Genomic DNA, 23,566 nt, shown 5'->3' with positions numbered 1-23,566 from the left:
ACTCACAAGATGTACACGGAAACCATTAACAAGTGCGCCGCCAACGCGGCCCGCATCAACCGCTTCGAGCGCAGCGACAAGCTCGGCTTCTGGCTCAGCTCCGCCATGGCGGGGGCCTATGTGGGCCTCGGCATCATCCTTATCTTCACCCTCGGCAATCTGGTGGATCCCGCCATCCGGCCGCTGGTGATGGGGGCCACCTTCGGCATCGCCCTGACGCTGGTGATCATCGCCGGCTCCGAGCTGTTTACCGGCCACACCATGTTCCTCACCTTCGGGGTGAAGGCGGGCAAGATCACCATGGCCGACCTGCTGCGCATCCTGCCCCAGACCTGGGTCGGCAACCTGATTGGCTCCATCGTGGTGGCGCTCATCTACTCCTACGGCGGCAGCCTGCTACCGGATGCAGGCAGTCTGGCCCACAAGGTGGCGCTGGCCAAGACCCAGGCACCGGCCCTGACCCTGTTTATGAAGGGGATCCTCTGTAACTGGCTGGTCTGCCTCGCCATCTGGATGGCGCTGCGCACTGAAGGAGCCGCCCGCTTCATCGCCATCTGGTGGTGCTTGCTGGCCTTTATCGCCTCCGGCTACGAGCACTCCATCGCCAACATGACACTGTTCGCCCTCTCCTGGTTTGGCGCCCACTCCGAGGCCTACACCCTGGGCGGCATCGGCCACAACCTGCTGTGGGTGACGCTGGGCAACACCGTCTCCGGCGTCCTCTTTATGGGCCTCGGCTACTGGTATGCCACCCCGAAAGCAGAGCGCCCGGTTGCAGTGAGCGAGACCGCCAGCACCGCCAACCAGACCCGAACCGCCTGATCCGGAGGCCCCATGGACTACTTGCCCATCTTTTGCCGACTCGACAACAAACCCGTGCTGCTGGTCGGCGGCGGCGAGGTAGCGGAGCGCAAGGCGCGCCTGCTGCTGGATGCCGGTGCTCGCCTCACCGTCGTGGCGCCCGAGCTCGACCCCGAGCTGGCGGAACTGGCTGCCAACGGCAGCATCGAGTGGCTGGCCGGTGAATTTGTGCCGGAACAACTGGCGGGCAAGTGGCTGGTGGTGGCAGCAACCGATCGGCGCGAGGTGAATGCACTGGTTTACCAAAGCGCCAATCAGGCGCGGATCTTTGCCAACGTGGTGGATGACCCGAAACGCTCCAGCTTCATCATGCCGTCGATCATCGACCGCTCACCGCTGATGGTGGCCATCTCCTCCGGCGGCAAGGCGCCTGTGCTGGCCCGGCTGCTGCGGGAAAAACTGGAAGCCCTGCTGCCGCAACATCTGGGGGCCGTGGCGACCTTTGCCGGCAGCCTGCGGGAGCGGGTCAAGGCCCGCTTCGCCACCATGGGGGAGCGACGCCGCTTCTGGGAGCGGCTGCTCGGGGCGGATCGGCTCGGTCAGGCGCTGGCGCGGGGGGATAGCGCCTCTGCCAACCAGCTGGCCGACAGCCTGTTTGCCGACGAAAGCCAGAGCGCTGGCGAGGTGGTGCTGGTGGGAGCAGGCCCCGGCGATCCGGGTCTGCTCACCCTGCACGCCCTGCGCCAGATGCAGCAGGCGGACGTGGTGGTCTATGACCGACTGGTCTCCGACGAGGTGATGGCGCTGGTGCGCCGGGATGCCAAGCGCATCTTCGTCGGCAAGCAGGCGGGCAACCACTGCGTGCCGCAGGAGGGGATCAACCAGCTCTTGCTGGAGGAGGCGAAAAAGGGCCAGCGGGTAGTGCGGCTGAAGGGGGGTGACCCCTTTATCTTCGGCCGTGGCGGCGAGGAGCTGGAGACGCTCGTTGGTACTGGGATTGGCTTTCAGGTGGTGCCGGGGATCACTGCGGCCAGCGGCTGCGCCGCCTACGCCGGTATTCCGCTGACCCACCGCGATCACGCCCAGAGCGTGCGCTTCGTCACTGCTCACGGCAAGGGGGGCGCCCGGGATCTCGACTGGCCGCTGCTGTCCAAAGATCGGCAGACGCTGGTGTTCTATATGGGGCTCTCATCCTGCGCCACCATTCGCGAGCAGTTGCTGGCCCACGGCAAGGCAAGCAATACGCCGGTAGCGCTGATCGAGCGCGGCACCCAGCCCTGCCAGCGGGTCATTCGCGGCACTCTCGATGAGCTACCCGCGCTGGCGGTGGGGGTCGAAAGCCCGGCGCTCATCATGGTGGGATCCGTGGTGACCCTTGCCGACCGGCTCGCCTGGTTTGGCGAGGCACCGCAGGTTCAGCAAGCCCTCGCCTAAGGGATCCTCGGCAACTCACCATGAGGCCACCAGCAGGTGGCCTCACTTTTACCTCTCTCTTCCCCCATCACGGTCATAACCTGTTGTTTTAAGTCTGGTATCCTATGGGCATTGAGCCCTTGGCTACCATCTCAGGAATTCATCCCATGTCTCTTCCCATCAAGAACAGCGCCCGGCAGCGCGCGGATGACAGATCCCGCATTCTCACCCTGCTGCTGCGCGATGATGCCCTCACCGACAGCCTGCTCGATCCGCAGGTGGTGCAGGATGCCGAGCAACGCGATCAGACCAGCGAACTCACCGCGCTGGTCAACGGGTTGCCCGCCGCCGACGTCGCCGATGCGCTGGAATCGCTGCCGCCCGATGAGCGTCATGCCCTGTGGGCGCTGGTGGAGGAGGAGAAGCGCGGCCAGATTCTGGTCGAAGCGTCGGAGACGGTGTGGGACAGCCTCATCAGCGGCATGAGCGACAAGGAGCTGCTCCACGCCCTGCGCACCCTGGATATCGACGACCAGATCTATCTGGGCCAGTACCTGCCACGCAACCTGATGGGGCGGCTGCTCACCTATATGGCCCCCGCCGAGCGGGATCGGGTGCGGGAGGTGATCCGCTACGGCAAGCACACCGTCGGCGCCATGATGGACTTCGAGATCATCACCATCCGCCCCGAGGTGACGCTCGCCACGGTGCAGCGCTATCTGCGCCTGCGCGGTAAGATCCCCGCCAACACCGACAAGCTGTTCGTCATCGATCGGCGCAACCACCTGCTGGGGGAGCTGGCCCTCACCACAGTGCTGCTGCACAAACCCGCCACCCTGGTGAGCGACGTGATGGAGCGGGATCCGGTCACCTTCGATCCGGAGGATAACGACGAAGCGGCGGCCCGCACCTTCGAGCGGGATGACCTGCTCTCCGCCGCCGTGGTGGATGGCAAGGGCAAGCTGATGGGCCGCCTCACCGTCGAAGAGGTGGTGGATCTGGTCTATGAGGAGAGTGACACCGACCTGCGCCGGATGGGGGGTATCAGCGAGGATGAAGACGTATTCGCGCCCGTCTCCAAGGCGGTCAAGACCCGCTGGGCCTGGCTTGCCATCAACCTCTGCACCGCCTTTGTCGCCTCGCGGGTGATCGGCCTGTTCGAGCACACCATCTCGCAGCTGGTAGCACTGGCGGCGCTGATGCCCATCGTCGCCGGGATCGGCGGCAACACCGGCAACCAGACCATCACCATGATAGTGCGGGCGCTGGCGCTGCAGCACATTCAGGCAGGCAACCTCTCCTTCCTGCTGCTGCGGGAACTCGGGGTCGCCTTTATCAACGGGCTGGTGTGGGGCGGCACCATGGGCATTGCCACCTATCTGCTCTATCAGGATGCGGCGCTCGGCGCGGTGATGACCCTGGCCATGATGCTCAACCTGCTGGTGGCCGCCCTGATGGGAGTCATTATCCCCATGACCATGAACCGGCTCGGCCGCGACCCAGCGGTGGGAGCCAGCGTGATGATCACCGCCATCACCGACACCGGCGGCTTCTTTATCTTCCTCGGGCTGGCGACCCTGTTCCTGCTGTAAACCGTGCGTTGAAAACAACAAGGGAGCCACTGGCTCCCTTGTTGTTTCAGGCGCGTTTGCCCGCCCCTGCCGTTGGGCTGCTTATCGCTTGTCAGCGGTGATCAGCAAGCCATTGGTGTCGGGGAAACCGATGACCAGCGCCTCTTTTTTGGCATCCGTGGTATAGGTGGCGACATAGGCGACGCGGTTATCCATCGCCCGGGCCAGAGCGGCATTCCAGAGGTTTTCGATCGGCGTGGCGGAAGCGGATTGCTTGAAGTTGCACTTGCCAAACCCGGTCATGGTCAGCTTGCTCAACCCGGTAGTGGCACTCCCCTCGCCCACCAGCGTACAACCTGCCGCCGGAAACTCGATCGCCACCGTCAGCTTGCCGCCGTTGTTGGTGGTATCCACCTTGCCCACCATGTCGCTGCTGAAGCCATCGCTGTCCGTGGCACTCCAGCTGGCCGTGGTCACCGCTTTGGTGGTCAGGGCAGTCACCGCCACATGACCGCTGAAACCGGAATAGATGGGGGAGTTGTCGGAGAACTTGGTGCCGGTCCGGGTGAAATCAAAAACCCAGCGCTTGATCTCCTTGCCCTGCAGATCGATGACCGGCTGATCCTGGAAGGTGATGAGGTTGTGGTCGTTGGTCACCGAACTGAGCGCCGTGCTGGTGCCGAGCCGTTCGCTGTTGCGGATCAACTGCACCGGGTAGATCCCGTCTTTGTCGGCTTTCTGGTCAGCCTGACCCAGCCACTGGCTGTTGGTCTCGACCTTGCCCACCTGATGATCCACCCAGACACCCCAGTGCTGCACGTTTTCACCCTTCGGGTAGACCAGCGCCAGACCATCCAGATCCTTGATCATGCGCGGCGTCGCCTTGTCGCCGTCGCGGCTCATCAGATTCGCTTGGTAAAGACCCGCCTCAGGCAGAGCCAGTGGCACCCGCTTGGCGATGCTGTTGGCAGCTTTTTCGCTGTCACAGGCAGACAGGGCCGCAGCGCAGGCGATGGCCAGCAGCGCTTTGTTGTGCATTTTCATGAGTTTTTATTCCTTGCTGTCGCTTTGTAATTTTTAGATGCAATCAATCGCCGCTGAATTTAAGGGAAAGGTCATCTATCAGTCGAATGGAGATCTGTAACCAACCATTACAGCCTCGCAGGAACGGCAGGCCGCGCAGCTTGCCCCGACCGCACTGCGGTGACTACAGGGAGACTCACGGCGGAAAAGCAGCGAGGGTAGCGACCCGAAAAAACAGATTAAAATCAGAGTCATAACTCTATTAACAGGAGGGTAATTAGCCCGAATTGCCAGCCTGCTCACAATCGGATTCTTTTGCTGTCGATAGAATGCACCACGCTGGCATACCCATAACAAGAGAATCCAACAATGAAAACCACCCTCAAACTGAGCGCGGTGGCAGTTATCTTTTTGCTGTCCGGCTGTGATGACAACAACTCTCAGGCCCCCGGTGATCTCACCCTGCGGCTGATCGAAACCTCTGATATCCACTCCAACCTGCTGAGCTACGACTACTACCAGAACAAGCCGGATGCCTCGCTGGGCTTCGCCCGCACCGCTGTGCTGATCCGCAAGGCCCGCGAAGAGAACGCCAACAACTTGCTGATCGACAACGGCGACCTGATCCAGGGCACCCCGCTGGCCGACTATATCCACGACCAGCAGGTCAAACAGCAGTGGCTGAGCAAGCAGACCCACCCCGCCATCAAGGCGCTCAACACCATGAGCTATGATGTCGGCAACCTGGGCAACCACGAATTCAACTTCGGTCTCGACTTCCTCTCAGAGACCCTGAAAGGGGCCAACTACCCCTACATCAACGCCAACGTCTTCCAGGCCGATGCCTTCAGCCGTGATGGCAAGGGCACCATCGACTGGAGCAAGCAGAAGTTCAAACCCTATGTGGTGCTGGATCGTCAGGTGAAGGATGCCAACGGCAATACCCAGACCATCAAGGTCGGGGTGCTGGGCCTGACTCCGCCCCAGATCACCCAGTGGGACAAGCGCAATCTGGAAGGCAAGGTGGTGGTGGCCGATATGGTCGAGACCGCCGAGCACTATGTGCCCGAAATCCGCGCCAAGGGCGCTGACATCGTCGTGGTCGTGGCCCACACCGGCATCATAGGTGACCCGCGCGAACCCATGATGGAGAACGCAGCCCTGCCGCTGGCCAAGGTGAAGGGGGTCGATGCCCTGCTGCTGGGCCATGCCCACCGCACCTTCCCGGGTGACTACCCCAACATGACCGACGTGGACAACGAGAAAGGCACTCTGGCGGGCGTACCGACCGTGATGCCGGGCGTCTGGGGCAACCACCTCGGCATCATCGACCTGCACATGACCTGGAAAGAGGGTCGCTGGGAAGTGGCCTCCAGCCAGTCCCAGCTGCGCAAAATCGACAGCAGCGCCACCAGCACCGAAGATCAGGCGGTGGTCGATCAGGTCATTGCCGAGCACGAGCAGGCCAACCAGTGGCTGGACGAACCCCTCAGCAAGATCACCAAGCCGATCCACAGCTTCTTCGCGCTGGTGCAGGATGACCCCTCCATCCAGATCGTCAGCGACGCTCAGCTGTGGCACGCCAAGAAACTGCAACAGGATGGTCAGCTCAAGGAGAAATGGCCCATCCTCTCCGCCGCCGCGCCATTCCGTGGCGGTCGCAACGGCCCGACCGACTTCACCTATGTACCGGCTGGCGCTATCTCCCTGCGCAACGTGGCCGACCTCTATGTCTACCCCAACACCCTGCAGGTGGTCGCCATCAATGGCGCGACCGTACAGGAGTGGCTGGAGAAGAGCGCCGTCCAGTTCAACAAGATCGATGCCGCCAGCACCGCCACCCAGTGGCTGGTGAACGAGAAGTACCGCACCTACAACTTCGACGTGATCGACGGTGTGAACTATCAGGTCGATGTGACCAAACCCGCCCGTTACGATGTGGATGGCAACAAGGTGAGCGACAGCTATCGCATCACCAACCTCACCTATCAGGGCAAGGCGATCGACCCGACCCAGATGTTCTACGTGGTGACCAACAACTACCGCGCCAGCGGTGGTGGCAACTTCCCGGGCATCAACGCCAAGGTGATCGTCCATGAAGATCAGTTCGAAACCCGCGAAGTGCTCTCCGAATACCTCAAGGATCTGGCAGAGAAGAATCCGGCCGGTTTCGAGCCACCGGCAGACAACAACTGGCAGTTGGCCCCCCTGCCCGCCAATCTGGATCTGCGCATCTACAGCTCGCCACGCAGCGAAGCGCAAGCCCTGACCGGTGGCAAGCTGAACTATGTGGAGACCCTGCCGCCCACCGATGCCAAACACCCCGGCTTTGGCGTCTACAAGCTGGTGCTGGCTCCCTGAGCCTCAGGGTTCATCCGGCAATAACTTCTGCAACCCCCTCCTGATACGAGGGGGTTTTTGATGGTGCAAGCAGAGGGGTCAGCGCCTGTACGCCAGCCGCTACCCGCAGCAACTCACGCAGCCCATTTATCCCTTCACGCCATCGCCTCCCTCTGTCGAACCATCCAGATCCCGGCTGATCTGCCCCATACCGCCCATAAAAAAACAGGCCCACCGAAGTGGGCCTGCTGTTATCAGGGTGGGTGGGAGTATCGCGATAAAGGGCGCTACTCCCGCTCCTTCACATAAGGTGTACCAAGCGCCTTGGGCGCCACCGCACGGCCGATAAAACCGGCCAGCAGGAACACGGTCAGAATGTAGGGCAGTGCCTCGATGGCCTGCACCGGAATGGCGAAGCCACCGATGCTGACCCCTTGCAGCCGGATGGCGACCGCATCGAGGAAGCCGAACAGCAGACAGGCTGCCATGGCGTTCCAGGGGCGCCACTTGCCGAACACCAGCGCCGCCAGCGCCATAAAGCCCTTGCCCGCACTCATGTTGGGGATGAACTGGGCCGTCTGGGCCACCGCCAGATAGGTGCCACCGATACCGGCCAGCAGGCCGCCGATGAGGAGCGCGGTGTAGCGCATCCGCACCACAGAGATACCGGCGGTATCGACCGCTGCCGGTGCCTCGCCCACCGCCCGCAGACGCAGACCGAAGCGGGTACGGAACATCACCCACCAGGCCAGCGGTACGCAGGCGAACGCCACGTACTCCAGCAGGGAGTGGCCACTCAGCAGCTCGCTGTAGAGCTGGCCGATCACCGGCACATCCCACAGCTCCTTGGCATAGGGCAGATCGATGGGGGCGAAACGGGCATCACCGGAGAGCGCCGGAGTCTGGCCACCCTGATCGAACCAGTAACGGCCCAGGGTGACGGTCAGACCGGCAGCCAGAATGTTGATGGCCATGCCGCTCACCACCTGATCACCGCGGTGGGTGATGGTGGCAAAGCCGTGCATCAGGGCAAACAGGATGGAGACACCCACCCCGGCACCCAGACCTACCCAGGCAGAACCGGAGACCGCCGCCGCCGCACCACTGGCGAACGCTGCTGCCAGCAGTTTGCCTTCCAGCGCGATATTGACCACCCCGGAGCGCTCGCAGAACATGCCCGCCATGGCGGCGAGAATGAGCGGCGGCGCGGTACGAATGGTCGCATCCAGCATCAGGATCAGAATTTCAAACATGATCAGACTCCTTTAGCTTGCGCGGCTGAGCGGTTGGCAAACGCCAGATAGAGCTGCTCGATGCGCGGACGCATCATGTGCTCAAGGGCGCCACAGAACAGGATCACCAGACCCTGCAACACCACTACGATGTTGCGGTCGACACCGAACTCGAAGCTGAGCTCTGCGCCCCCCTGATAGAGGAAGCCGAACAGCAGGCTGGCGATGATGACCCCAACCGGATGGTTGCGCCCCATCAGCGCCACCGCGATACCGGTGAAGCCGAACCCTTCCACGAAGTTGAGCTTGATTTGGTGCAGCTCACCCTGCAGCACGTTGAGGGCAAAGAAGCCCGACAGCATGCCGGAGATGACCATGGCCAGGATTACCACCTTGGGATAGGAGATACCGGCGTAGGCGGAAGCACTTTGGCTGGCGCCGACCGAGCGGATCTCGTAACCCCAGCGGGTGTGCCAGATAAAGACCCACACCAGCGCGGCACAGATCAGCGCCCAGAAGAAGCTGATATTGAGCGGGCTGTTGGGGATCTCCATCCCGAACAGGTTCGCCAGCCCGCTCATCTTGGGCAGCCAGCTTGCTTCGGCAAACACCTTGCTCTCGGTCGCCATCGAGCCGGGCGGCTTGAACACCTCCACCAGCAGATAGGCCATCAGCGAGGCGGCGATGAAGTTGAACATGATGGTGGTGATCACGATATGGCTGCCGCGCTTGGCTTGCAGCCAGGCCGGAATAAAGGCCCAGGCCGCACCGAACAGACCACCGGCAATGATGGAGAGCGGCAACAGCAGGGCAAACGGCAGCACATCGCCGAGCATCAGACATACCAGACCGACACCAAGCCCGCCGATATAGGCCTGACCTTCACCGCCGATATTGAACAGACCGGCGTGGAAGGCGACCGCCACCGACAGACCGGTAAAGATAAAGCCGGTTGCGTAGTAGAGGGTGAAGCCGACCCCTTCACCGGTGCCGAACGCGCCGTACCACATGATCTTGGCGGCATCGACCGGGTTGATGTCGAGGTAGTAAAACAGAATGGCCGACACCAGGAAGGCCAGCAGGATGTTGACCGCAGACAAGACGCCTACGGAGACCCAGGCAGGAATACGTACTTGGCTCATCAGTGGGCCTCCTTGGCTACGCCAGACACGCCAGCAACTTCGTCCGGCACTATGTTCGCCATCATCAGACCAATGGTGCGCTCATCCGCCTTGGCACCATCCAGCTCGCCAACGATGCGACCATCGGCAATGACCAGAATCCGGTCTGCGAGGCTCATGATCTCGTCCAGCTCCACCGAGACCAGCAAGACAGCCTTGCCCTTATCGCGCATGGCGATGATCTGCTGGTGGATATACTCGATGGCGCCGATGTCGACCCCGCGGGTCGGCTGGCCGATCAACAGCACATCCGGGTCCTGCTCCACTTCACGGGCGATCACCAGCTTCTGCTGGTTGCCACCGGAGAAGTTGGCAGTCTTGTGATCGGGATGGGGCGGGCGCACGTCCCACTTCTCCATCTTGGCCTGGCAATCCTGCTGGATCGCCTCCTTGTTCTGCAGCCACCCCTTGTTGTATTGCGGGCGGCGGTGATAGCCGAGAATGAAGGCCTCTTTCGCCTCGAAGCGGTTGATCAGCCCCATCTTGTGGCGATCTTCCGGCACATGGCCGAGGCCGTAGTTGCGCACCAGCTCGGGATCGGCCGGGTGCTCCGCGCTCACCTTGTGCACGCCGCTGCGGCTGCTGATGGTGAAGCCGCCCTTGCTCGGCTTGAGAATGCCGCCAAGCAGGCTGAGTAGTTCGGACTGACCGTTGCCGGAGACCCCTGCGATGCCGACCACTTCACCGGCCCGCACCTCGAAGCTGACCGATTTGACCCGCTCCACCTTGCTGGCGTCGAAATAGCTGAGCCCTTCGATCTTCAGCTTGGCTTCACCGGGTTGGGTTGGCCCCTTGTCGACCTTGAGGCGTACCTTGCGGCCCACCATCAGCTCGGCCAGCTGCTCCTTGTCGGTATCCTTGGTGGCGACGTGTGCCACCATCTCGCCACGGCGCATGATGGAGACCTGATCGGTAATGGCCAGGATCTCCCGCAGCTTGTGGGTGATGAGGATGATGGTCGCCCCCTGATCCCGCAGCTTTTTCAGCACCTCGAACAGGTGATCCGCCTCTTGCGGGGTCAGTACCCCGGTCGGCTCGTCGAGGATCAGGATGCGGGCGCCGCGATAGAGCGCCTTGAGAATTTCGACCCGCTGTTGCAAACCCACCGGCAGATCTTCGACCTTCTCGTGCAGCGGCACGTCGAGGCCATAATCCCGCGCCAGTTCGCCCAGCAGCTTTTCGGCTGACGCCACGCTCTGCTGAAGGTGCCAGCCGTTCTCAGCGCCGAGGATGACGTTTTCCAATACAGTGAAGTTATTGACCAGCATGAAGTGCTGGTGAACCATGCCCACCCCTGCGGCAATCGCATCTTGTGAGCCATGGGGTTTGAAAGGATTCCCGTCGATCAGCATCTCGCCTTTGTCGGCATGGTAGAAACCATAAATGATGCTCATCAGGGTGGACTTACCGGCGCCATTTTCGCCGACAATGCCGTGGATACTGCCTTTGCGAACCTTAAGGTCGATCAGCTTGTTGGCGTACACTTCGCCGAACCGCTTATCGATACCTCTTAATTCGATGGCATAGCGATCTGTCTGGTCCATGATGCAGCCCTGCGTTTCATGAAATAAGACTAAAAACCGGCCCGTGCGGGCCGGTGGTGCGTTGAGAGTCGTAGCAACTATCTAATTAGTATTTGCAGGTGTTATCGCTCATGTAGTCATGAACCTTGACCTTGCCAGCGATGATTTCAGCCTTGATGGCATCCACCTTGGCTTTCATTTCCGGGGTGATCAGCTTCTCGTTGTCCTTGTCGAGCGCCCAATCCACACCGCCTTCGGCCAGACCCAGGTTCTTGATACCCGGCTTCCACTCGCCTTTGGCAGCGTCATCCCAGGTCTGGTAAGCGGCCAGACCCACAGACTTGACCATGGAGGTCAGCATGGTGCCCGGTTGCAGGTGGTTCTGGTTGGAGTCCACACCGATGGCGAACTTGCCGCTGTCCTTGGCTGCCTGATAGACACCGATACCGGTACCGCCAGCTGCGGCGTAAACCACGTCAGCGCCCTTGGCGAACTGGGACTTGGCAAGCTCGGCACCTTTGGCCGGGTCAGCAAACGCGGCCGGGGTAGAGCCCGCCATGTTCTGGAACACTTCGATCTTCGGATTGACGAACTTGGCACCCTGCTCGTAACCGCACTGGAATTTGCGGATCAGCGGGATATCCATGCCGCCCACGAAGCCGACCTTGCCGCTCTTGGAAGCGATGGCTGCCAGGGCGCCAACCAGGAAGGAACCTTCATGCTCCTTGAAGATGACGGACTGGACGTTCGGCTTGTCGACCACCATGTCGATGATGGTGAACTGGGTTTTCGGGAACTCGGTCGCTACTTTCTCTACCGCGGAACCCATGTTGAAGCCGACGGCAACGATCGGACCGTTGCCACGGCTGGCCAGACGACGCAGACCCTGCTCGCGCTGGGCTTCGTTCTGGGGTTCAAACTCTTTGACCTTGACGCCCTTGTCCTTGTTGTAGAGCTCGACGCCGTTACGGAACACGGCTTCGTTGAATGATTTGTCATACTTGCCCGCGGTGTCATAAATGACGGCTGGCTCGGAAGCAGCCTGAGCAGAGAGAGCAGCGAGAGTGAGGGAGGCCACAGTGGCCAGCTTGAGCACTTTAGTCACGATCGTATCCTTGATTGTTATTAAGTGAGGGAACTTGCTTGCCTGTCAGAGCAGGCTATCTAGCACGCAGGCTTACTCTAAGTCAGCCCCGATGCGGGTCAAGCAAATGATAAGGGAAAAACGTTTGCGTTAACGGTTTGAATTCTAAGCAAATAACCTTATAAGCAGTTGTTTTTTAGCTACTTTTCAGTTTTTTATGCTGACAACCAAAAGACCCAAACGACATTTCTCTTATTGTTCAGCAAGTTACTGTAAACCGTTTTCCCCTGTTATTCATCCAGCCCCCCGGCAAGCCCGTGATCCGGCTCGCAAAATCCCCACAAACCGCGTGAGCAAGGATTGGCTACAGCTGGAAACGACCAAAGCTCACAGACCCTATCTCTAATACTCTCCGGTCAACATTCCCTAACCAACAATCAGCCCCCGCTTCCACTTTGTTGAGCAAGCTCACAATTCATATGAACTCGAGATCCAGATCAAGTTGAAAACCATATGAGCCCCTGTATGATGCCCGCCGCATAGATCTCAAATGAAACTAACAAAAACATCAATTGGGCTTCTTTTGCATCAATTCATGCCACCCATTCTGACTTCCTCAGCCAGGTGCCGGTGACATATGCATCGTTGTTTCAGGAAAATAAAAATGAAAAAAAATATTCTGGCTTTATCGGTTGTGACGGCGTTATCCAGCTTGGCGCTGGCAGGTTGTGGCGGTGGTGGCGACAGTGCCAGCACAGATAATGGCAATAACAGTGGCAATGGTGGAAACGCCACCAAACCAGCGTTGACTGCCACCTTTATTGATAGTGCGGTAGCCGGTTTGAACTACACCTGCGGCAATTACTCGGACGTCACGAACTCGCAAGGTCAGTTCCTCTTTAATGACGGTGACACCTGCACCTTCAAACTGGGCTCAATCCCGCTTGGGGAAACTCAGGTTAAAAAGGGCCAGACCCTGGTAACCCCATACACCATCGCCGAGAAAGGTGACAAAGATCGCGCCATTCGTATCGCTGCACTGCTGCAAACTATGGATGCTGACGGTGATGCAAGTAACGGGATTACTCTGAAAACAGAGGATGTGGTCAAGCTAGGCAACACTCTTCGTTTTGGCAACGATGATGAGTTTAACACCAGCCTGAATGAAGCCCTGAAACAGGCACAGCTCGACAAAAAAGTTGTTGATACAACAGCTGCCGCAGCACATATGAATGCCTCGCTGGCAGTGATTAATGGTCAATCAGTTGCTGTAGATAAAGTTCTGCGAAGCCTGCTCGAAGAAAGCCAAGATTGGCAAAAAACCAACTTTGAAAACAAACTGCGTGAATACAAGGATATCTTGAACGCAGAAACCGGCGATCAGGGCAAAGCCGATCGCGAGGTGGTCAAATCTGTCATTACCTTGATGGAAATCACCAATGACCCCATCGTCAGCAACCGCTTTGATATCCAGCCCCCTTCGGCTCTTGGCCAGGGATACCAGACCTCACTGGCTAAAATTCTGGATATCATCGTCAATCCATCCGATATGATCACTTTTGCTATCAAGGAGCAGCCCACCCAGACCGATGATATCTCTCGTCTAATGGGTAAGTATGCTCTAGAGCTGGAAAGTATCAGTAATATCTTGGCAAATATTGTCAAGCCTGATTATCTCGCAAAATATGGTGATGATGACAAGCTGACCCTGAATTTTGCCCAAGTGCAAGAGTTACGCGCAACGGCCCTGGCTATGTCATCGGCAATGAATGTGATCTCTGCATATCAATATGGCTCTGCCAGCCAGTTTAAAGTTGCTCAAGAAAATGTCACCTTTGACAAATTCAGTACCAAATACAACTGGATACCTGGTAATCCAGGTCAGTCTGAGCGTACAGTTACTTTTGGCACCGAGACTGTTGACGCAGAATATCTGAATATCAATATTCGCCCCGCCGAACTGCTAAAAGACAACAACTTCTTCAAGTTCAATTCGAACTATGGAACCCTACTGGCAAAAGCCAAAACGCAGCTGCAACAAGCCATCCAGCTGACGCTCGCCACATCGTTGCCAGAGTCAGACTCTGATTTGAACCGGGAGATGCTGAAAGACCTGCAAAAACACCTTACTGGCGACAAGAGCACAGTTGAACTCAACGACTATGTGTTGATCGATGATGAAGGTGAGTGGCTGGGCCAACATGTCGAGACCAAGTACACCGTCAACCTGAACAGCTACTTCTCATCCGGTATCGACCGCGATGCAATAGACATTGGTGTGACGGAATATTGCAAATACAGAGGGGAGACGATTGGCGAATATGACGTTAATCTATCCAAAGCCCTAGACACCGCCATGTGTCACCTGACTGAATCTGAGGTTAAATACATTTATCAACAATTTGATACCCATCACTCATATTATCCATTTTATTTCCTTCGGGTAAGCCAGGAAATAAACCCTGAGACTGGCTATCCAGACTACACACCTCATTATGCCCAAGGCTTCCCAATGCGCTGGTTTGCAGATATCCGAGCAAAACAGGGTGGGAATTTTGGCAAGGTATTCGTCTCTTGTAAAGCTCGTCTACCTGCAGCCGGCCAAGAGTGGCAAGAGAAACCTTGTGATTGGCTGCTCTCCAACAGCCTTTCTGAATAATGATTAAAGGCATTATATTTATATGCCTGTTCACCCCGATGGCTAACGCCATCGGGGTTATTTCGCAATATTCAGATTTGCGGCAGTCTTATTTTGATGCTGATGGAAAATTCAAATACCGCATTACTGTCAAGAAATACAAAGAAGACTTTTCTGCGATCAAATCCGCCAATTGGCTAAGTCTGATGTCAATTAGCCGTTTGCAGAGTCAGAGCGTTGCTCTTGGCCAAGGAACATTTGAAACCTTATCAACCAATATTAGATTCACACATGGCACCTATAGTCGCGGTAACATTGTGTTATTCAATGCCTATGGTTGTAACCAGTCGAACTGTTTCTCCAGCCATGAAGTCCGCATTCGCCCAAGCGACCTTCAATTGCAAGCCGGACGAACCATGCTGTTTGATACCAATGGCCACGCGTTTGCACACAAACGCAGCTATCAACTCTCTCTTCGCTAACGCAACAGGTTAGCCATTCCATTCACATGGCCGTATAATCCCCGCCTGTATAAATAAACAGGAGTGGTGATGGACGTTTCAACCCTGCTCGACGGGCTCAACGACAAGCAAAGAGATGCCGTTGCGGCGCCCCGCAGCAACCTGCTGGTGCTGGCCGGTGCCGGTTCGGGCAAGACCCGGGTACTGGTGCACCGTATCGCCTGGCTGATGCAGGTGGAACGCTGTTCACCCTTCTCCATCATCGCGGTCACCTTTACCAACAAGGCGGCGGCCGAGATGCGCGGCCGGGTCGAGAAGGTGATTGGCGACGGCGTGCGCGGCATGTGGATCGGCACCTTTCACGGTATCGCCCACCGATTGCTGCGGGCCCACCATCTGGATGCAGGCTTGCCGCAGGATTTCCAGATCCTCGACTCCGACGACCAGTACCGGCTGATCCGCCGGGTGCTCAAGGCGCTCAACCTCGACGAGAAGCACTGGGCCCCCCGCGCCGTGATGGGCTACATCAACGGCAAGAAGGATGAGGGCTTACGCCCCGGCGACATCGACCTCTATGGCGACCCCGTCACCCGCACCTATCAGCAGATCTACAAGACCTATCAGGAGACCTGCGATCGCTCCGGTCTGGTGGACTTTGCCGAGCTGCTGCTGCGCGCCCACGAACTGTGGCTCAACAAACCGCACATCCTCGAACACTACCGCGACCGCTTCCAGAACATTTTGGTGGACGAATTTCAGGATACCAACGGCATCCAGTACGCCTGGCTGCGGATGCTGGCGGGTAACAGCGGCAAGGTGATGATCGTCGGCGACGATGACCAGTCCATCTACGGCTGGCGCGGCGCCAAGATCGAGAACATCCAGCGCTTCCTGACCGACTATCAGGGGGCCGAGACCATCCGCCTCGAGCAGAACTACCGCTCCACCGCCAATATCCTCAAAGCGGCCAACAGCGTCATCGCCAACAACGCCGAGCGCCTTGGCAAGGAGCTGTGGACCGAAGGGGCCGAGGGCGAGCCCATTTCCCTCTACGCCGCCTTCAACGAGGTGGACGAAGCGCGTTTCGTTGTCGGCCGCCTCAAGGATTGGAAGGAAAAGGGCGGCCTCCTGGCCGACTGCGCCATCCTCTATCGCTCCAACGCCCAGTCGCGGGTGCTGGAAGAGGCGCTGATGCAGGACGCCATGCCCTATCGCATTTACGGCGGCCTGCGCTTCTTCGAGCGGCAAGAGATCAAGGACGCCATGGCCTACCTGCGGCTTATCAACAACCGTGGCGACGACGCCAGCTTCGAGCGGGTGGTCAACACCCCGACCCGCGGCATCGGCGATCGCACCCTCGAGATCCTGCGCGGCAACGCCCGCGATCAGGGGCTCAACCTGTGGCAATCGGCCAAGGGGCTGCTCAACGACAAGGTGCTGACCGGTCGTGCCGGCAACGCGGTGCGCGGCTTTGTCGAGCTGATCGACGCGCTGGAGGAGCAGGTCTCCCTGCTGCCGCTGCACCAGCAGGCGGATATCGCCATCCAGAACTCCGGCCTCAAGGCGATGTATCTGGCGGAAAAAGGCGAGAAATCCCAGGCGCGGGTAGAGAACCTGGACGAACTGGTCACCGCCTGCCGCCAGTACCAGCGTCCGGACGAGCTGGAGGATATGAGCGATCTCTCCGCCTTCCTCGCCCACGCGGCGCTGGAGTCCGGCGAGAATCAGGCCGACGAATATGCCGACGCGGTGCAGCTGATGACATTGCACAGCGCCAAGGGCTTGGAGTTCCCGCTGGTGCTGCTGGTCGGCGTTGAGGAAGGGATGTTCCCCAGCCAGCAATCCACCGAGGAGTCGGGCCGGCTGGAAGAAGAAAGGCGCCTGTGTTACGTCGGCATGACCCGCGCCATGGAGAAGCTCTACATCTGTTATGCCGAGAGCCGCCGCATCTACGGCCGCGAGATGTTCCACAAGCCGAGCCGCTTTATCCGCGAGATGCCCGCCGAATGTCTGGAAGAGATCCGGCTGCGCACCCAGGTCAGTCGCCCCACCCAGTACGGCCGCTTTAGCCAGAACGAGGTGCAGCAGAGCTTCGACGCCAGCGGCATCAAGCTCGGCCAGCGGGTGCTCCATCCAAAATTCGGCGAAGGGGTGGTACTCAACTTCGAAGGGGTCGGCCAGCAGAGCCGGGTGCAGATCCAGTTCGACGAGGTCGGCGCCAAGTGGCTGGTGACGGCGTATGCGAGATTGGAGGCATTGTAAGCGCTATATTTGATGAGAATAAAAGGAGCAGTCAGCTCCTTTTATTTAAATATCCTATGGCCTCAGAAGCATATCGCTTATGTCTTCACGAAACATTACGTACAGAGTAGAATGAAACTCATTTCATTGTGATTCTGGATAAAGTTAATGGGAATACTAAGTGATATTTTAGCCAACTATATTAACATTGTAAGTGACACATATACATTGATGGCTGGTTTTGTTGCTATTGGAATCCCCTTATCACTTCAATTCGCAGGACAAGCATCAGAAAAGTATGATAATGCAACCTTAATAAGATATTATTCTTCTAGTAAATACGCATCGCCAACCATAATAATGATAATTTCCGTATTATATATATTGTCAAGTCTTTTGCTAAAAGTCATAAGCAATAATAATGATGTTGGTGATATTGCTCTGTGCAAATATCTTGCATATATATCTTCTTTTTTATTCACCTTGATTCTTATATTGTCAGCTTTTTTTTACCACAACCTATATAGAGGAGTGTTAAAAACCACAGCGCAACACATTCCTCTATTATTAAAAATACAAGAAAAACCTTCCCTTATTAAAAGGGTTATTCCAAAAAACTTAATTAAAAAGAAGGGGCCATCTAGGTATAATTATAAAGACTATGCAATAGTTAGCGCTGGCTTAGAGGTTTTAATCGCAAAGGTAAAGACAAATGCATGGGGTGATTCATACAAAAACATCATATCAACCATGCATTTTGATTTTATTAAAGTGTACTTTGGTAGAAACAATGATTTACCATCTAAACTTAGTGATGTAGACATTAGATTCTTGAAGCTATATTGGGAGTCACTGCTTCTTATAATTAAGAATACAGGTGAAAGTTATAATGCAGAGTTGTCCTTTAAAACTCAAAGATATCTTTTTAGTATTCTTGGTAACATAATTCATAATCCACAGTATCATTCTATCGTGTCTGAAAGCTCATATGACAGCCAAGAGAAAATTCATTTATTTAAAGATGTCTATGAGATGGCTAGATGGCAACTTCATAAAAAAAATGAAATATCAAGTTTATTTATAGAGTGTGAGTGGTTTTCTGCTGTTAGTAATATCATTTTAAAATCTGACATTAGATTTAGTGGGGGTGGTGGTTTATCTGCATTTCAGTGTTTGAATTCTATATGGGAGTTATTGGTCAAAGATAGCCCTGATAAGATTTTATCTGCATATAAAAATATCACTGAACATTTGCCAAGTTTTCACGGTGATGATTATTGGTATTGTACTTACGCTCCATTCTATAATCCCGAGTATTACTGGGCTCGAAATTTTTTCATTGATTTTTATAACTCTAAATTCACTTTGAGTGATGGCGGAAATATTGATGAAAAACTGAATGAGCTTGTAAATGGAAAAGCCATCATTAAATATGGTCAGTTTGGTGTATCAATTCCTCTTAGTGCAGAGCAATATAACGATATAATTATAAATATCAATTTTGAAGACCTATATAAAAAAGCATTTTTATATGACGCTGAGTTTTATTCATTAAAAATATTAGCAATGCTATGCCTCTTTAATCGCAATGAGGAAATTGAAAAATGCCTCAACTGGAGGCAACCTGAGGATGCTCAAGCTCACTACCTTGGGAACAGTTTTTTCCCAGAAAATACAGAGCAATTAATAAATTTCATCTCAAATCAATATCATAGAATTTGTGGAGATAATTGGTTTTATGAGAGGCATGACTTAGAAATTTATGTCTACAGGGCCTCACTATTACTTATGAAAACTTATAGTGGCAGAGACTCCATCAACGATATAAATGAAGTTCTCCCATCAAAGCATATGTTTTCTGATAGAAACAAAGCATACCGTATATTACTTGGCATGAGTAAGCAGATCGATACTGTTGACTTTTTTGATATCAATCAAAAAATGGCCATAAAGAATAAGTTTGATGAGATATTGATCTTGATTCAGCATGAGCATAAGAATCAATTATTAACAACACCTTTAAACAATAAAACCATTGAAAAATTCAAGTCGGATTTTATCGATGGGTGGCGCTCGTTGTTTGAAAAAAACTCATCAATATTGACGCTATTTTCATTAAAAAAAACAAAGACAATACAAGATATAGATGTAGAAGTTCTTAGGAAAACTCTGAAAAGAGAGGCGTTAATAAACGACCAAGTGACTATACATGGTCTTAATCTATATGGTGAGAGCGCCTATAAATATTTTATTGTTGTGATATATAGACATTTATTACACACCGCCCGCAGTATAGGCAATAAAAAGACTGCTGATTTTTCAGGGATGCTTTTATTTGCACCTAAAGTTTTTTTGGAAAGCAATGGTTTTTCATTTTCACCCTCAAATAAAAGGTGGGAACACAAGGTTTTTGAAGGCTGCTTTGGTCTGACTTGCGACAGCGATGAGGTATTGGTTGTAGACCCTAAGACCATAGAGATTAATTTATCTTTGAACTGTGTTGACAAGTCCCCATTATTTATTTTATTTGATGACATGAACGATGAGGATATAACTTTAAAAATGAACATTTACTACAGTTTAATAATCAAGAATAATAGTGAATGTTATTTATTAGATACCTAAGTGGTTAGGATATCTGGGACGTACTGCTTTCTGACAGAGGCGCAGCTGATAAAGCTACGCCTCGTTCGTTAGATAAATGTATCGGATCACTTAACCAGTTTGCTCTCCATTACCCCTTGCTTGCCCTCCTCTTCACTGACCTGGCTCAGCTTGGAGCGGGCCATCAGCAGGCCCATCTTGACCTCCTGCCAGACGTAGTAGTTTTTACCCGCCTCGGTGCTGAGAGTCAGGGTGGCATCGTTCTCCGACTTGGAGGTGATGGTGTGGCTGCCCGGTGTCACCTGCTTGAGGATGTAGGTGTGGGCCACGGTATCGCCGACCGCCACACCATCCACCAGCAGCGGCATTTTGACGGCCGCCCCGAAGGTCTCGTTGCGATAGATATAGAGGTTGGCCGCATCCTTGGGCGCCACAAACTGCTTGGCCTGCGCGTCTGCGGTGGCATCGGCCATGGGTACGGAAGCACAACCGGAAAGCAGCGCCGCCGACAGCAGGGCGGCACTCATCACTATTTGCCTGAACATAGTCGTTATTTTTTAGTGGGTTAACGGGATTTAAAGGTTCGCATGAGCCTGCGCTGGCTGACAATCGCTCAAATCGGTCGGGGTGTGACCCGGTTCAATTTTTCGGCATTTGGTGGGATGAAGGGGGGAACTCAGAAACCCGGCCGCCAGATGGGGCGCGGCGGTCGGGTGAATTGTAAAGAGTAGGGTGACAGGGAAAGGGATCAGCCTAGTCTAATCAACTCGATGGGGGCGTAGCGCTCACCGGAGTTTGCCAGCAGCACGCACTTCTCATGCTCCGCCTGATAGGGGGTCATATTGTCGGTGTGGGCCTCTTTCAGAAAATCGACTGCGCCAGTGGCGGCAATCATCACGCGCTGACCCAGGTTCAGCACATTGCGGTTACGGTCATAGATCTTCATCTCATTCTCCTTTTCTTGTGTCCTGGCGAATGCGCAGGCGCGTGTCCAGGACAACGGCATTCAGCCTACGCCCCTGAAAAAAGGTGATTTATGTCACAGATCAAAAAAGGGGCGATAAGGGACTCGCAGGTTCAAAAAGCGAGCATGGCTCCTTGGCCAGCGGTTGTCGCGCGAAGTAGCGCAGCCCTGCCCTTTTCGTCATGGCGGGCTCGAACCCGGCAGCGGTTGGGGTATATTGGTGGCCGATTAGCCAGTCTCATTCACCGTGGCCGCGCACGCGGACCGCTGTTTCAACAAGATGGAGAGTGCTCATGAATCGCGATATCACCGCCCAGTTCATCAAGATGCTGACCAATCTGGATCACTGTCTGGCCAAGGCCGAGGCCCACGCCGCGGCGAAGCAGTTCAACGTGGAGAACTTCTTCGGCGATCGGCTGATCGTCGATATGCTGCCGCTGTCCAAGCAGGTGCTGATCTGCTGCGATTCGGCCCGCGCCGTGGTGGCCACCGCCAGCCACAGCGAGCAGCCGGCCATGGGCGATGACCCCAAAACCATGGCGGATCTGCGCGCCCATATCGGCAAGACCATCAGCTATCTGCAAGGCAAGCTGGACGCGGACTACAGCCAGTACGCCAGCGGCCGTTACGTGCCCCACTGGGCGGGCGGCAAGGGGATGGATGGCCATACCTGCGTCCATGAGTACGGCATTCCCAACTTCTACTTCCACCTCACCATGGCCTACGCCCTGCTGCGCCGCGCCGGGGTCGATCTCGGCAAGCGCGACTATCTGGGCGGGCTCAACCTGCAATAAGCGCCGCGCCGCCACAGGCGGCAAACAGAGAGCAAAAGCCTGCCATGCGGCAGGCTTTTTTATGTCGGGTGGTGCAGGGCTGGTGCGCAGAAGGGCAAGCGCCCTAGAAGGGGCCGTTGCTCTCGCGAAGTTTGTCAGGCAGGCCGTCGTGATCACCCAATTCGCGCTCGGGCACATCATCCCAGTGCAGCTTGCCGAGGGTGATATTGCGCTCGGGGTGCACGGCGTAGTGGATGCGGTTGTCCTCCCGATCGGTATCGCCAATGCAAAGCAGCCGGACAGTCTCTTCGGTGTTGTTGATAAAGGCGTGGGCCAGCCCATCACCGGCCTTGAAGCCGACCGAGTCGCCCGGTTGCAGCCGATAGAGCACGCCATCGAGCCAGACATCCGGCGTCCCTTCCAGCACGTGGACAAACTCGTCTTCAGTCTTCTCGGCATGGGGCCAGCTGGTGCGGTGGCCGGGCTCGACAATCTCGTGGTGAATGCCGATGCGGCTAAAGCCGAAGTGTTTGCCGAGGGCGCAGCCGCGCGACAAGGGCTCCTGACTGCCGGAGTAGTAGCGCGGCGTCTGCTCTTGCAGCTCGCTCCAGTGTTTGATGCAGGGGTGGCGATTCATAGCGGTTCCTTTTCCATGAGGATGCAGTCACGAGAAGGGTCATCCTAACTGCCAGAATGCGGGCGAGAAAAGCAGAAATCGGTCAGCCCACTTCGCAGCAGATGGTGAAAAGACGGACTCGGCTGCGGGTCAATTCCCATCCTGCAAGGGCTGCGCAGCCATGCGACCGGCAGTTGCGCGGGCAAAAATAGAGACAAAAAGAGGGAGCCACTGGCTCCCTCTCTCGATCTGTCTGCACCCGTTTTCTGAGGCTGACATTCCGCTCTTATTTCCCGCTCTTATTTCCCAAGATTGTCCGCCAGCTGTTTGGCGCGGCTGGCCGCCCACTGGTCGATCATCTTCTCCATCTCCCCGGCGGTGATGGGCTCATCCTTGTGGGTGGTATCCGGACTCTCGCGGGCATCCATCACCCGCACCAGCAGCTTGCCGCTCTGGGAGTCGAGCAACTGGGCCATGCTGCCCACCTTGAGCAGGTAGGGCTCCTTGCCGATCACTTCGCGGGTGACGTTGATGGCGATCTTGGCCGGCAGCAGGTCACGCAGCTTAGGGTCGGGGCGGGTCAGGTCGAAGTTGGTGACGGCGGCCTGGATCCGCATGACTTTCGGGCCGGGGGTGGTGGCAATCTTGACGCCCTGCTTGATCAGCTCGCTCTGGAACTTGTCGTGGTAGTAGCGGCCGATCTGGTTCTGTTCATTGGCGGTCAGCAGATACCACTGACCGTTCTCCTGCCGGATAAACTGCAGCGGATCGAGCAGCACCTCATTGTATTGCCGCAGGTCAACGCCCGGCTCCTTGTAGACGCGCTGATTGGGGTTGCTCTCGCTCTGCTGGAAGGCAGTCAGCGGGATCGCCTGCAAGCTGTGGGATACCTGATTCTTGACGGCGCAACCACCCAGAAGGGCCGCAGCCACGGCAACCATCACGACCTTTTTCATATTTGCTCCTGCATTTTACTGTTTGTTTTTGCTGTGGATTTCGCACCACATGGCTGGAGAACCCGTGCCGGATGCCGCCAATGTCACAGACAAATAACCTATTCATCACCTTCCCACAAGGGACAGTTCAGGATTGTTCAGCTCA

Annotated in this window: 18 protein-coding genes; 9 read left to right on the top strand and 9 right to left on the bottom strand. The window is 56.1% G+C overall.

What is annotated here, in order from left to right; translation table 11 throughout:
* Positions 1–9 precede the first annotated feature (9 nt).
* The 3 genes from nirC to mgtE all read left to right on the top strand — a co-directional run bounded on the left by nirC (position 10) and on the right by mgtE (position 3,806).
* The gene (gene nirC / locus ACTG2U_RS13725) at positions 10–822 is read left to right on the top strand and encodes a nitrite transporter NirC (RefSeq protein WP_439974616.1); all 813 of its coding nucleotides are present in this window, start codon (positions 10–12) and stop codon (positions 820–822) included.
* Between the two features lie 12 nt (positions 823–834).
* Complete coding sequence (gene cysG / locus ACTG2U_RS13720) at positions 835–2,235, top strand: siroheme synthase CysG (RefSeq protein ID WP_439974615.1); 1,401 nt, start codon at positions 835–837, stop codon at positions 2,233–2,235.
* 146 nt (positions 2,236–2,381) lie between these two features.
* Positions 2,382–3,806 (top strand): magnesium transporter, encoded by a 1,425-nt coding sequence (gene mgtE, locus ACTG2U_RS13715; protein ID WP_439974614.1) that lies wholly within the window; start codon positions 2,382–2,384, stop codon positions 3,804–3,806.
* Between the two features lie 81 nt (positions 3,807–3,887).
* Here the strand turns inward: mgtE and ACTG2U_RS13710 are convergent, their stop codons facing one another.
* Positions 3,888–4,829: a hypothetical protein gene (locus ACTG2U_RS13710; RefSeq protein ID WP_439974613.1), complete on the bottom strand. Its 942-nt coding sequence runs from the start codon at positions 4,827–4,829 to the stop codon at positions 3,888–3,890.
* A gap of 348 nt (positions 4,830–5,177) precedes the next feature.
* On the opposite strand from ACTG2U_RS13710, the gene ACTG2U_RS13705 reads away from it, so the two are divergent.
* Positions 5,178–7,169 (top strand): bifunctional 2',3'-cyclic-nucleotide 2'-phosphodiesterase/3'-nucleotidase, encoded by a 1,992-nt coding sequence (locus tag ACTG2U_RS13705; protein WP_439974612.1) that lies wholly within the window; start codon positions 5,178–5,180, stop codon positions 7,167–7,169.
* 266 nt (positions 7,170–7,435) lie between these two features.
* Here ACTG2U_RS13705 and ACTG2U_RS13700 read toward each other — a convergent pair whose 3' ends face one another.
* The 4 genes from ACTG2U_RS13700 to ACTG2U_RS13685 all read right to left on the bottom strand — a co-directional run bounded on the left by ACTG2U_RS13700 (position 7,436) and on the right by ACTG2U_RS13685 (position 12,189).
* Positions 7,436–8,401, bottom strand: a complete 966-nt coding sequence (locus tag ACTG2U_RS13700) for an ABC transporter permease (protein ID WP_005340795.1) — start codon at positions 8,399–8,401, stop codon at positions 7,436–7,438.
* A 2-nt stretch (positions 8,402–8,403) separates the two neighbouring features.
* Positions 8,404–9,522 carry an ABC transporter permease gene (locus ACTG2U_RS13695; protein WP_005357011.1) on the bottom strand — a complete coding sequence of 373 codons (1,119 nt, stop codon included), beginning with the start codon at positions 9,520–9,522 and terminating at the stop codon, positions 8,404–8,406.
* Positions 9,522–11,105, bottom strand: a complete 1,584-nt coding sequence (locus ACTG2U_RS13690; RefSeq protein WP_139746971.1) for an ABC transporter ATP-binding protein — start codon at positions 11,103–11,105, stop codon at positions 9,522–9,524. Before ACTG2U_RS13690 ends, ACTG2U_RS13695 begins: the two co-directional genes overlap by 1 nt.
* An 85-nt stretch (positions 11,106–11,190) precedes the next feature.
* Positions 11,191–12,189, bottom strand: coding sequence for a BMP family lipoprotein (locus ACTG2U_RS13685; protein WP_005340803.1), 999 nt, complete (start codon positions 12,187–12,189; stop codon positions 11,191–11,193).
* A gap of 643 nt (positions 12,190–12,832) precedes the next feature.
* On the opposite strand from ACTG2U_RS13685, the gene ACTG2U_RS13680 reads away from it, so the two are divergent.
* From ACTG2U_RS13680 to ACTG2U_RS13665, 4 genes are all read left to right on the top strand, one after another.
* Positions 12,833–14,827 carry a hypothetical protein gene (locus ACTG2U_RS13680; RefSeq protein ID WP_106844241.1) on the top strand — a complete coding sequence of 665 codons (1,995 nt, stop codon included), beginning with the start codon at positions 12,833–12,835 and terminating at the stop codon, positions 14,825–14,827.
* A gap of 38 nt (positions 14,828–14,865) precedes the next feature.
* Complete coding sequence (locus tag ACTG2U_RS13675; RefSeq protein WP_236341995.1) at positions 14,866–15,288, top strand: hypothetical protein; 423 nt, start codon at positions 14,866–14,868, stop codon at positions 15,286–15,288.
* Between the two features lie 69 nt (positions 15,289–15,357).
* Entirely contained in the window at positions 15,358–17,529 is a 2,172-nt protein-coding gene (gene uvrD, locus ACTG2U_RS13670) for a DNA helicase II (protein WP_439974611.1), read from the top strand.
* A gap of 147 nt (positions 17,530–17,676) precedes the next feature.
* Positions 17,677–20,133, top strand: a complete 2,457-nt coding sequence (locus ACTG2U_RS13665; RefSeq protein WP_439974610.1) for a hypothetical protein — start codon at positions 17,677–17,679, stop codon at positions 20,131–20,133.
* An 86-nt stretch (positions 20,134–20,219) separates the two neighbouring features.
* Here the strand turns inward: ACTG2U_RS13665 and ACTG2U_RS13660 are convergent, their stop codons facing one another.
* Together ACTG2U_RS13660 and ydfZ are read right to left on the bottom strand one after the other, a co-directional pair.
* Positions 20,220–20,657: a DUF2846 domain-containing protein gene (locus ACTG2U_RS13660; RefSeq protein WP_439974609.1), complete on the bottom strand. Its 438-nt coding sequence runs from the start codon at positions 20,655–20,657 to the stop codon at positions 20,220–20,222.
* Positions 20,658–20,860: 203 nt separating this feature from the next.
* Entirely contained in the window at positions 20,861–21,058 is a 198-nt protein-coding gene (ydfZ, locus tag ACTG2U_RS13655; RefSeq protein ID WP_005342516.1) for a putative selenium delivery protein YdfZ, read from the bottom strand.
* A gap of 311 nt (positions 21,059–21,369) precedes the next feature.
* On the opposite strand from ydfZ, the gene ACTG2U_RS13650 reads away from it, so the two are divergent.
* Positions 21,370–21,870, top strand: a complete 501-nt coding sequence (locus tag ACTG2U_RS13650; protein WP_439974608.1) for a DUF1993 domain-containing protein — start codon at positions 21,370–21,372, stop codon at positions 21,868–21,870.
* 103 nt (positions 21,871–21,973) lie between these two features.
* Here ACTG2U_RS13650 and ACTG2U_RS13645 read toward each other — a convergent pair whose 3' ends face one another.
* Together ACTG2U_RS13645 and ACTG2U_RS13640 are read right to left on the bottom strand one after the other, a co-directional pair.
* A complete protein-coding gene (locus tag ACTG2U_RS13645) occupies positions 21,974–22,486 on the bottom strand; it encodes a cupin domain-containing protein (protein WP_019445003.1) in 513 nt (170 codons plus the stop codon).
* Positions 22,487–22,764: 278 nt separating this feature from the next.
* Complete coding sequence (locus ACTG2U_RS13640; RefSeq protein WP_439974607.1) at positions 22,765–23,421, bottom strand: DUF3313 domain-containing protein; 657 nt, start codon at positions 23,419–23,421, stop codon at positions 22,765–22,767.
* Positions 23,422–23,566 lie beyond the last annotated feature (145 nt).

The organism is Aeromonas sp. 95A, from assembly GCF_051919235.1.
In the GTDB taxonomy this organism is placed as follows: domain Bacteria; phylum Pseudomonadota; class Gammaproteobacteria; order Enterobacterales; family Aeromonadaceae; genus Aeromonas; species Aeromonas veronii.
This window is presented reverse-complemented; position numbering and strand designations above follow the sequence as displayed.

What these genes read in the sequence shown, in the direction of transcription:
- ydfZ (WP_005342516.1), bottom strand. Translation starts at nt 21,058, where the DNA reads ATGAAGATCTATGACCGTAACCGCAATGTGCTGAACCTGGGTCAGCGC.
- nirC (WP_439974616.1), top strand. Translation starts at nt 10, where the DNA reads ATGTACACGGAAACCATTAACAAGTGCGCCGCCAACGCGGCCCGCATC.
- mgtE (WP_439974614.1), top strand. Translation starts at nt 2,382, where the DNA reads ATGTCTCTTCCCATCAAGAACAGCGCCCGGCAGCGCGCGGATGACAGA.
- ACTG2U_RS13640 (WP_439974607.1), bottom strand. Translation starts at nt 23,421, where the DNA reads ATGAAAAAGGTCGTGATGGTTGCCGTGGCTGCGGCCCTTCTGGGTGGT.
- ACTG2U_RS13650 (WP_439974608.1), top strand. Translation starts at nt 21,370, where the DNA reads ATGAATCGCGATATCACCGCCCAGTTCATCAAGATGCTGACCAATCTG.
- ACTG2U_RS13710 (WP_439974613.1), bottom strand. Translation starts at nt 4,829, where the DNA reads ATGAAAATGCACAACAAAGCGCTGCTGGCCATCGCCTGCGCTGCGGCC.
- ACTG2U_RS13690 (WP_139746971.1), bottom strand. Translation starts at nt 11,105, where the DNA reads ATGGACCAGACAGATCGCTATGCCATCGAATTAAGAGGTATCGATAAG.
- cysG (WP_439974615.1), top strand. Translation starts at nt 835, where the DNA reads ATGGACTACTTGCCCATCTTTTGCCGACTCGACAACAAACCCGTGCTG.
- ACTG2U_RS13695 (WP_005357011.1), bottom strand. Translation starts at nt 9,522, where the DNA reads ATGAGCCAAGTACGTATTCCTGCCTGGGTCTCCGTAGGCGTCTTGTCT.
- ACTG2U_RS13675 (WP_236341995.1), top strand. Translation starts at nt 14,866, where the DNA reads ATGGCTAACGCCATCGGGGTTATTTCGCAATATTCAGATTTGCGGCAG.
- ACTG2U_RS13680 (WP_106844241.1), top strand. Translation starts at nt 12,833, where the DNA reads ATGAAAAAAAATATTCTGGCTTTATCGGTTGTGACGGCGTTATCCAGC.
- ACTG2U_RS13645 (WP_019445003.1), bottom strand. Translation starts at nt 22,486, where the DNA reads ATGAATCGCCACCCCTGCATCAAACACTGGAGCGAGCTGCAAGAGCAG.
- ACTG2U_RS13700 (WP_005340795.1), bottom strand. Translation starts at nt 8,401, where the DNA reads ATGTTTGAAATTCTGATCCTGATGCTGGATGCGACCATTCGTACCGCG.
- ACTG2U_RS13660 (WP_439974609.1), bottom strand. Translation starts at nt 20,657, where the DNA reads ATGTTCAGGCAAATAGTGATGAGTGCCGCCCTGCTGTCGGCGGCGCTG.
- ACTG2U_RS13705 (WP_439974612.1), top strand. Translation starts at nt 5,178, where the DNA reads ATGAAAACCACCCTCAAACTGAGCGCGGTGGCAGTTATCTTTTTGCTG.
- uvrD (WP_439974611.1), top strand. Translation starts at nt 15,358, where the DNA reads ATGGACGTTTCAACCCTGCTCGACGGGCTCAACGACAAGCAAAGAGAT.
- ACTG2U_RS13665 (WP_439974610.1), top strand. Translation starts at nt 17,677, where the DNA reads ATGGGAATACTAAGTGATATTTTAGCCAACTATATTAACATTGTAAGT.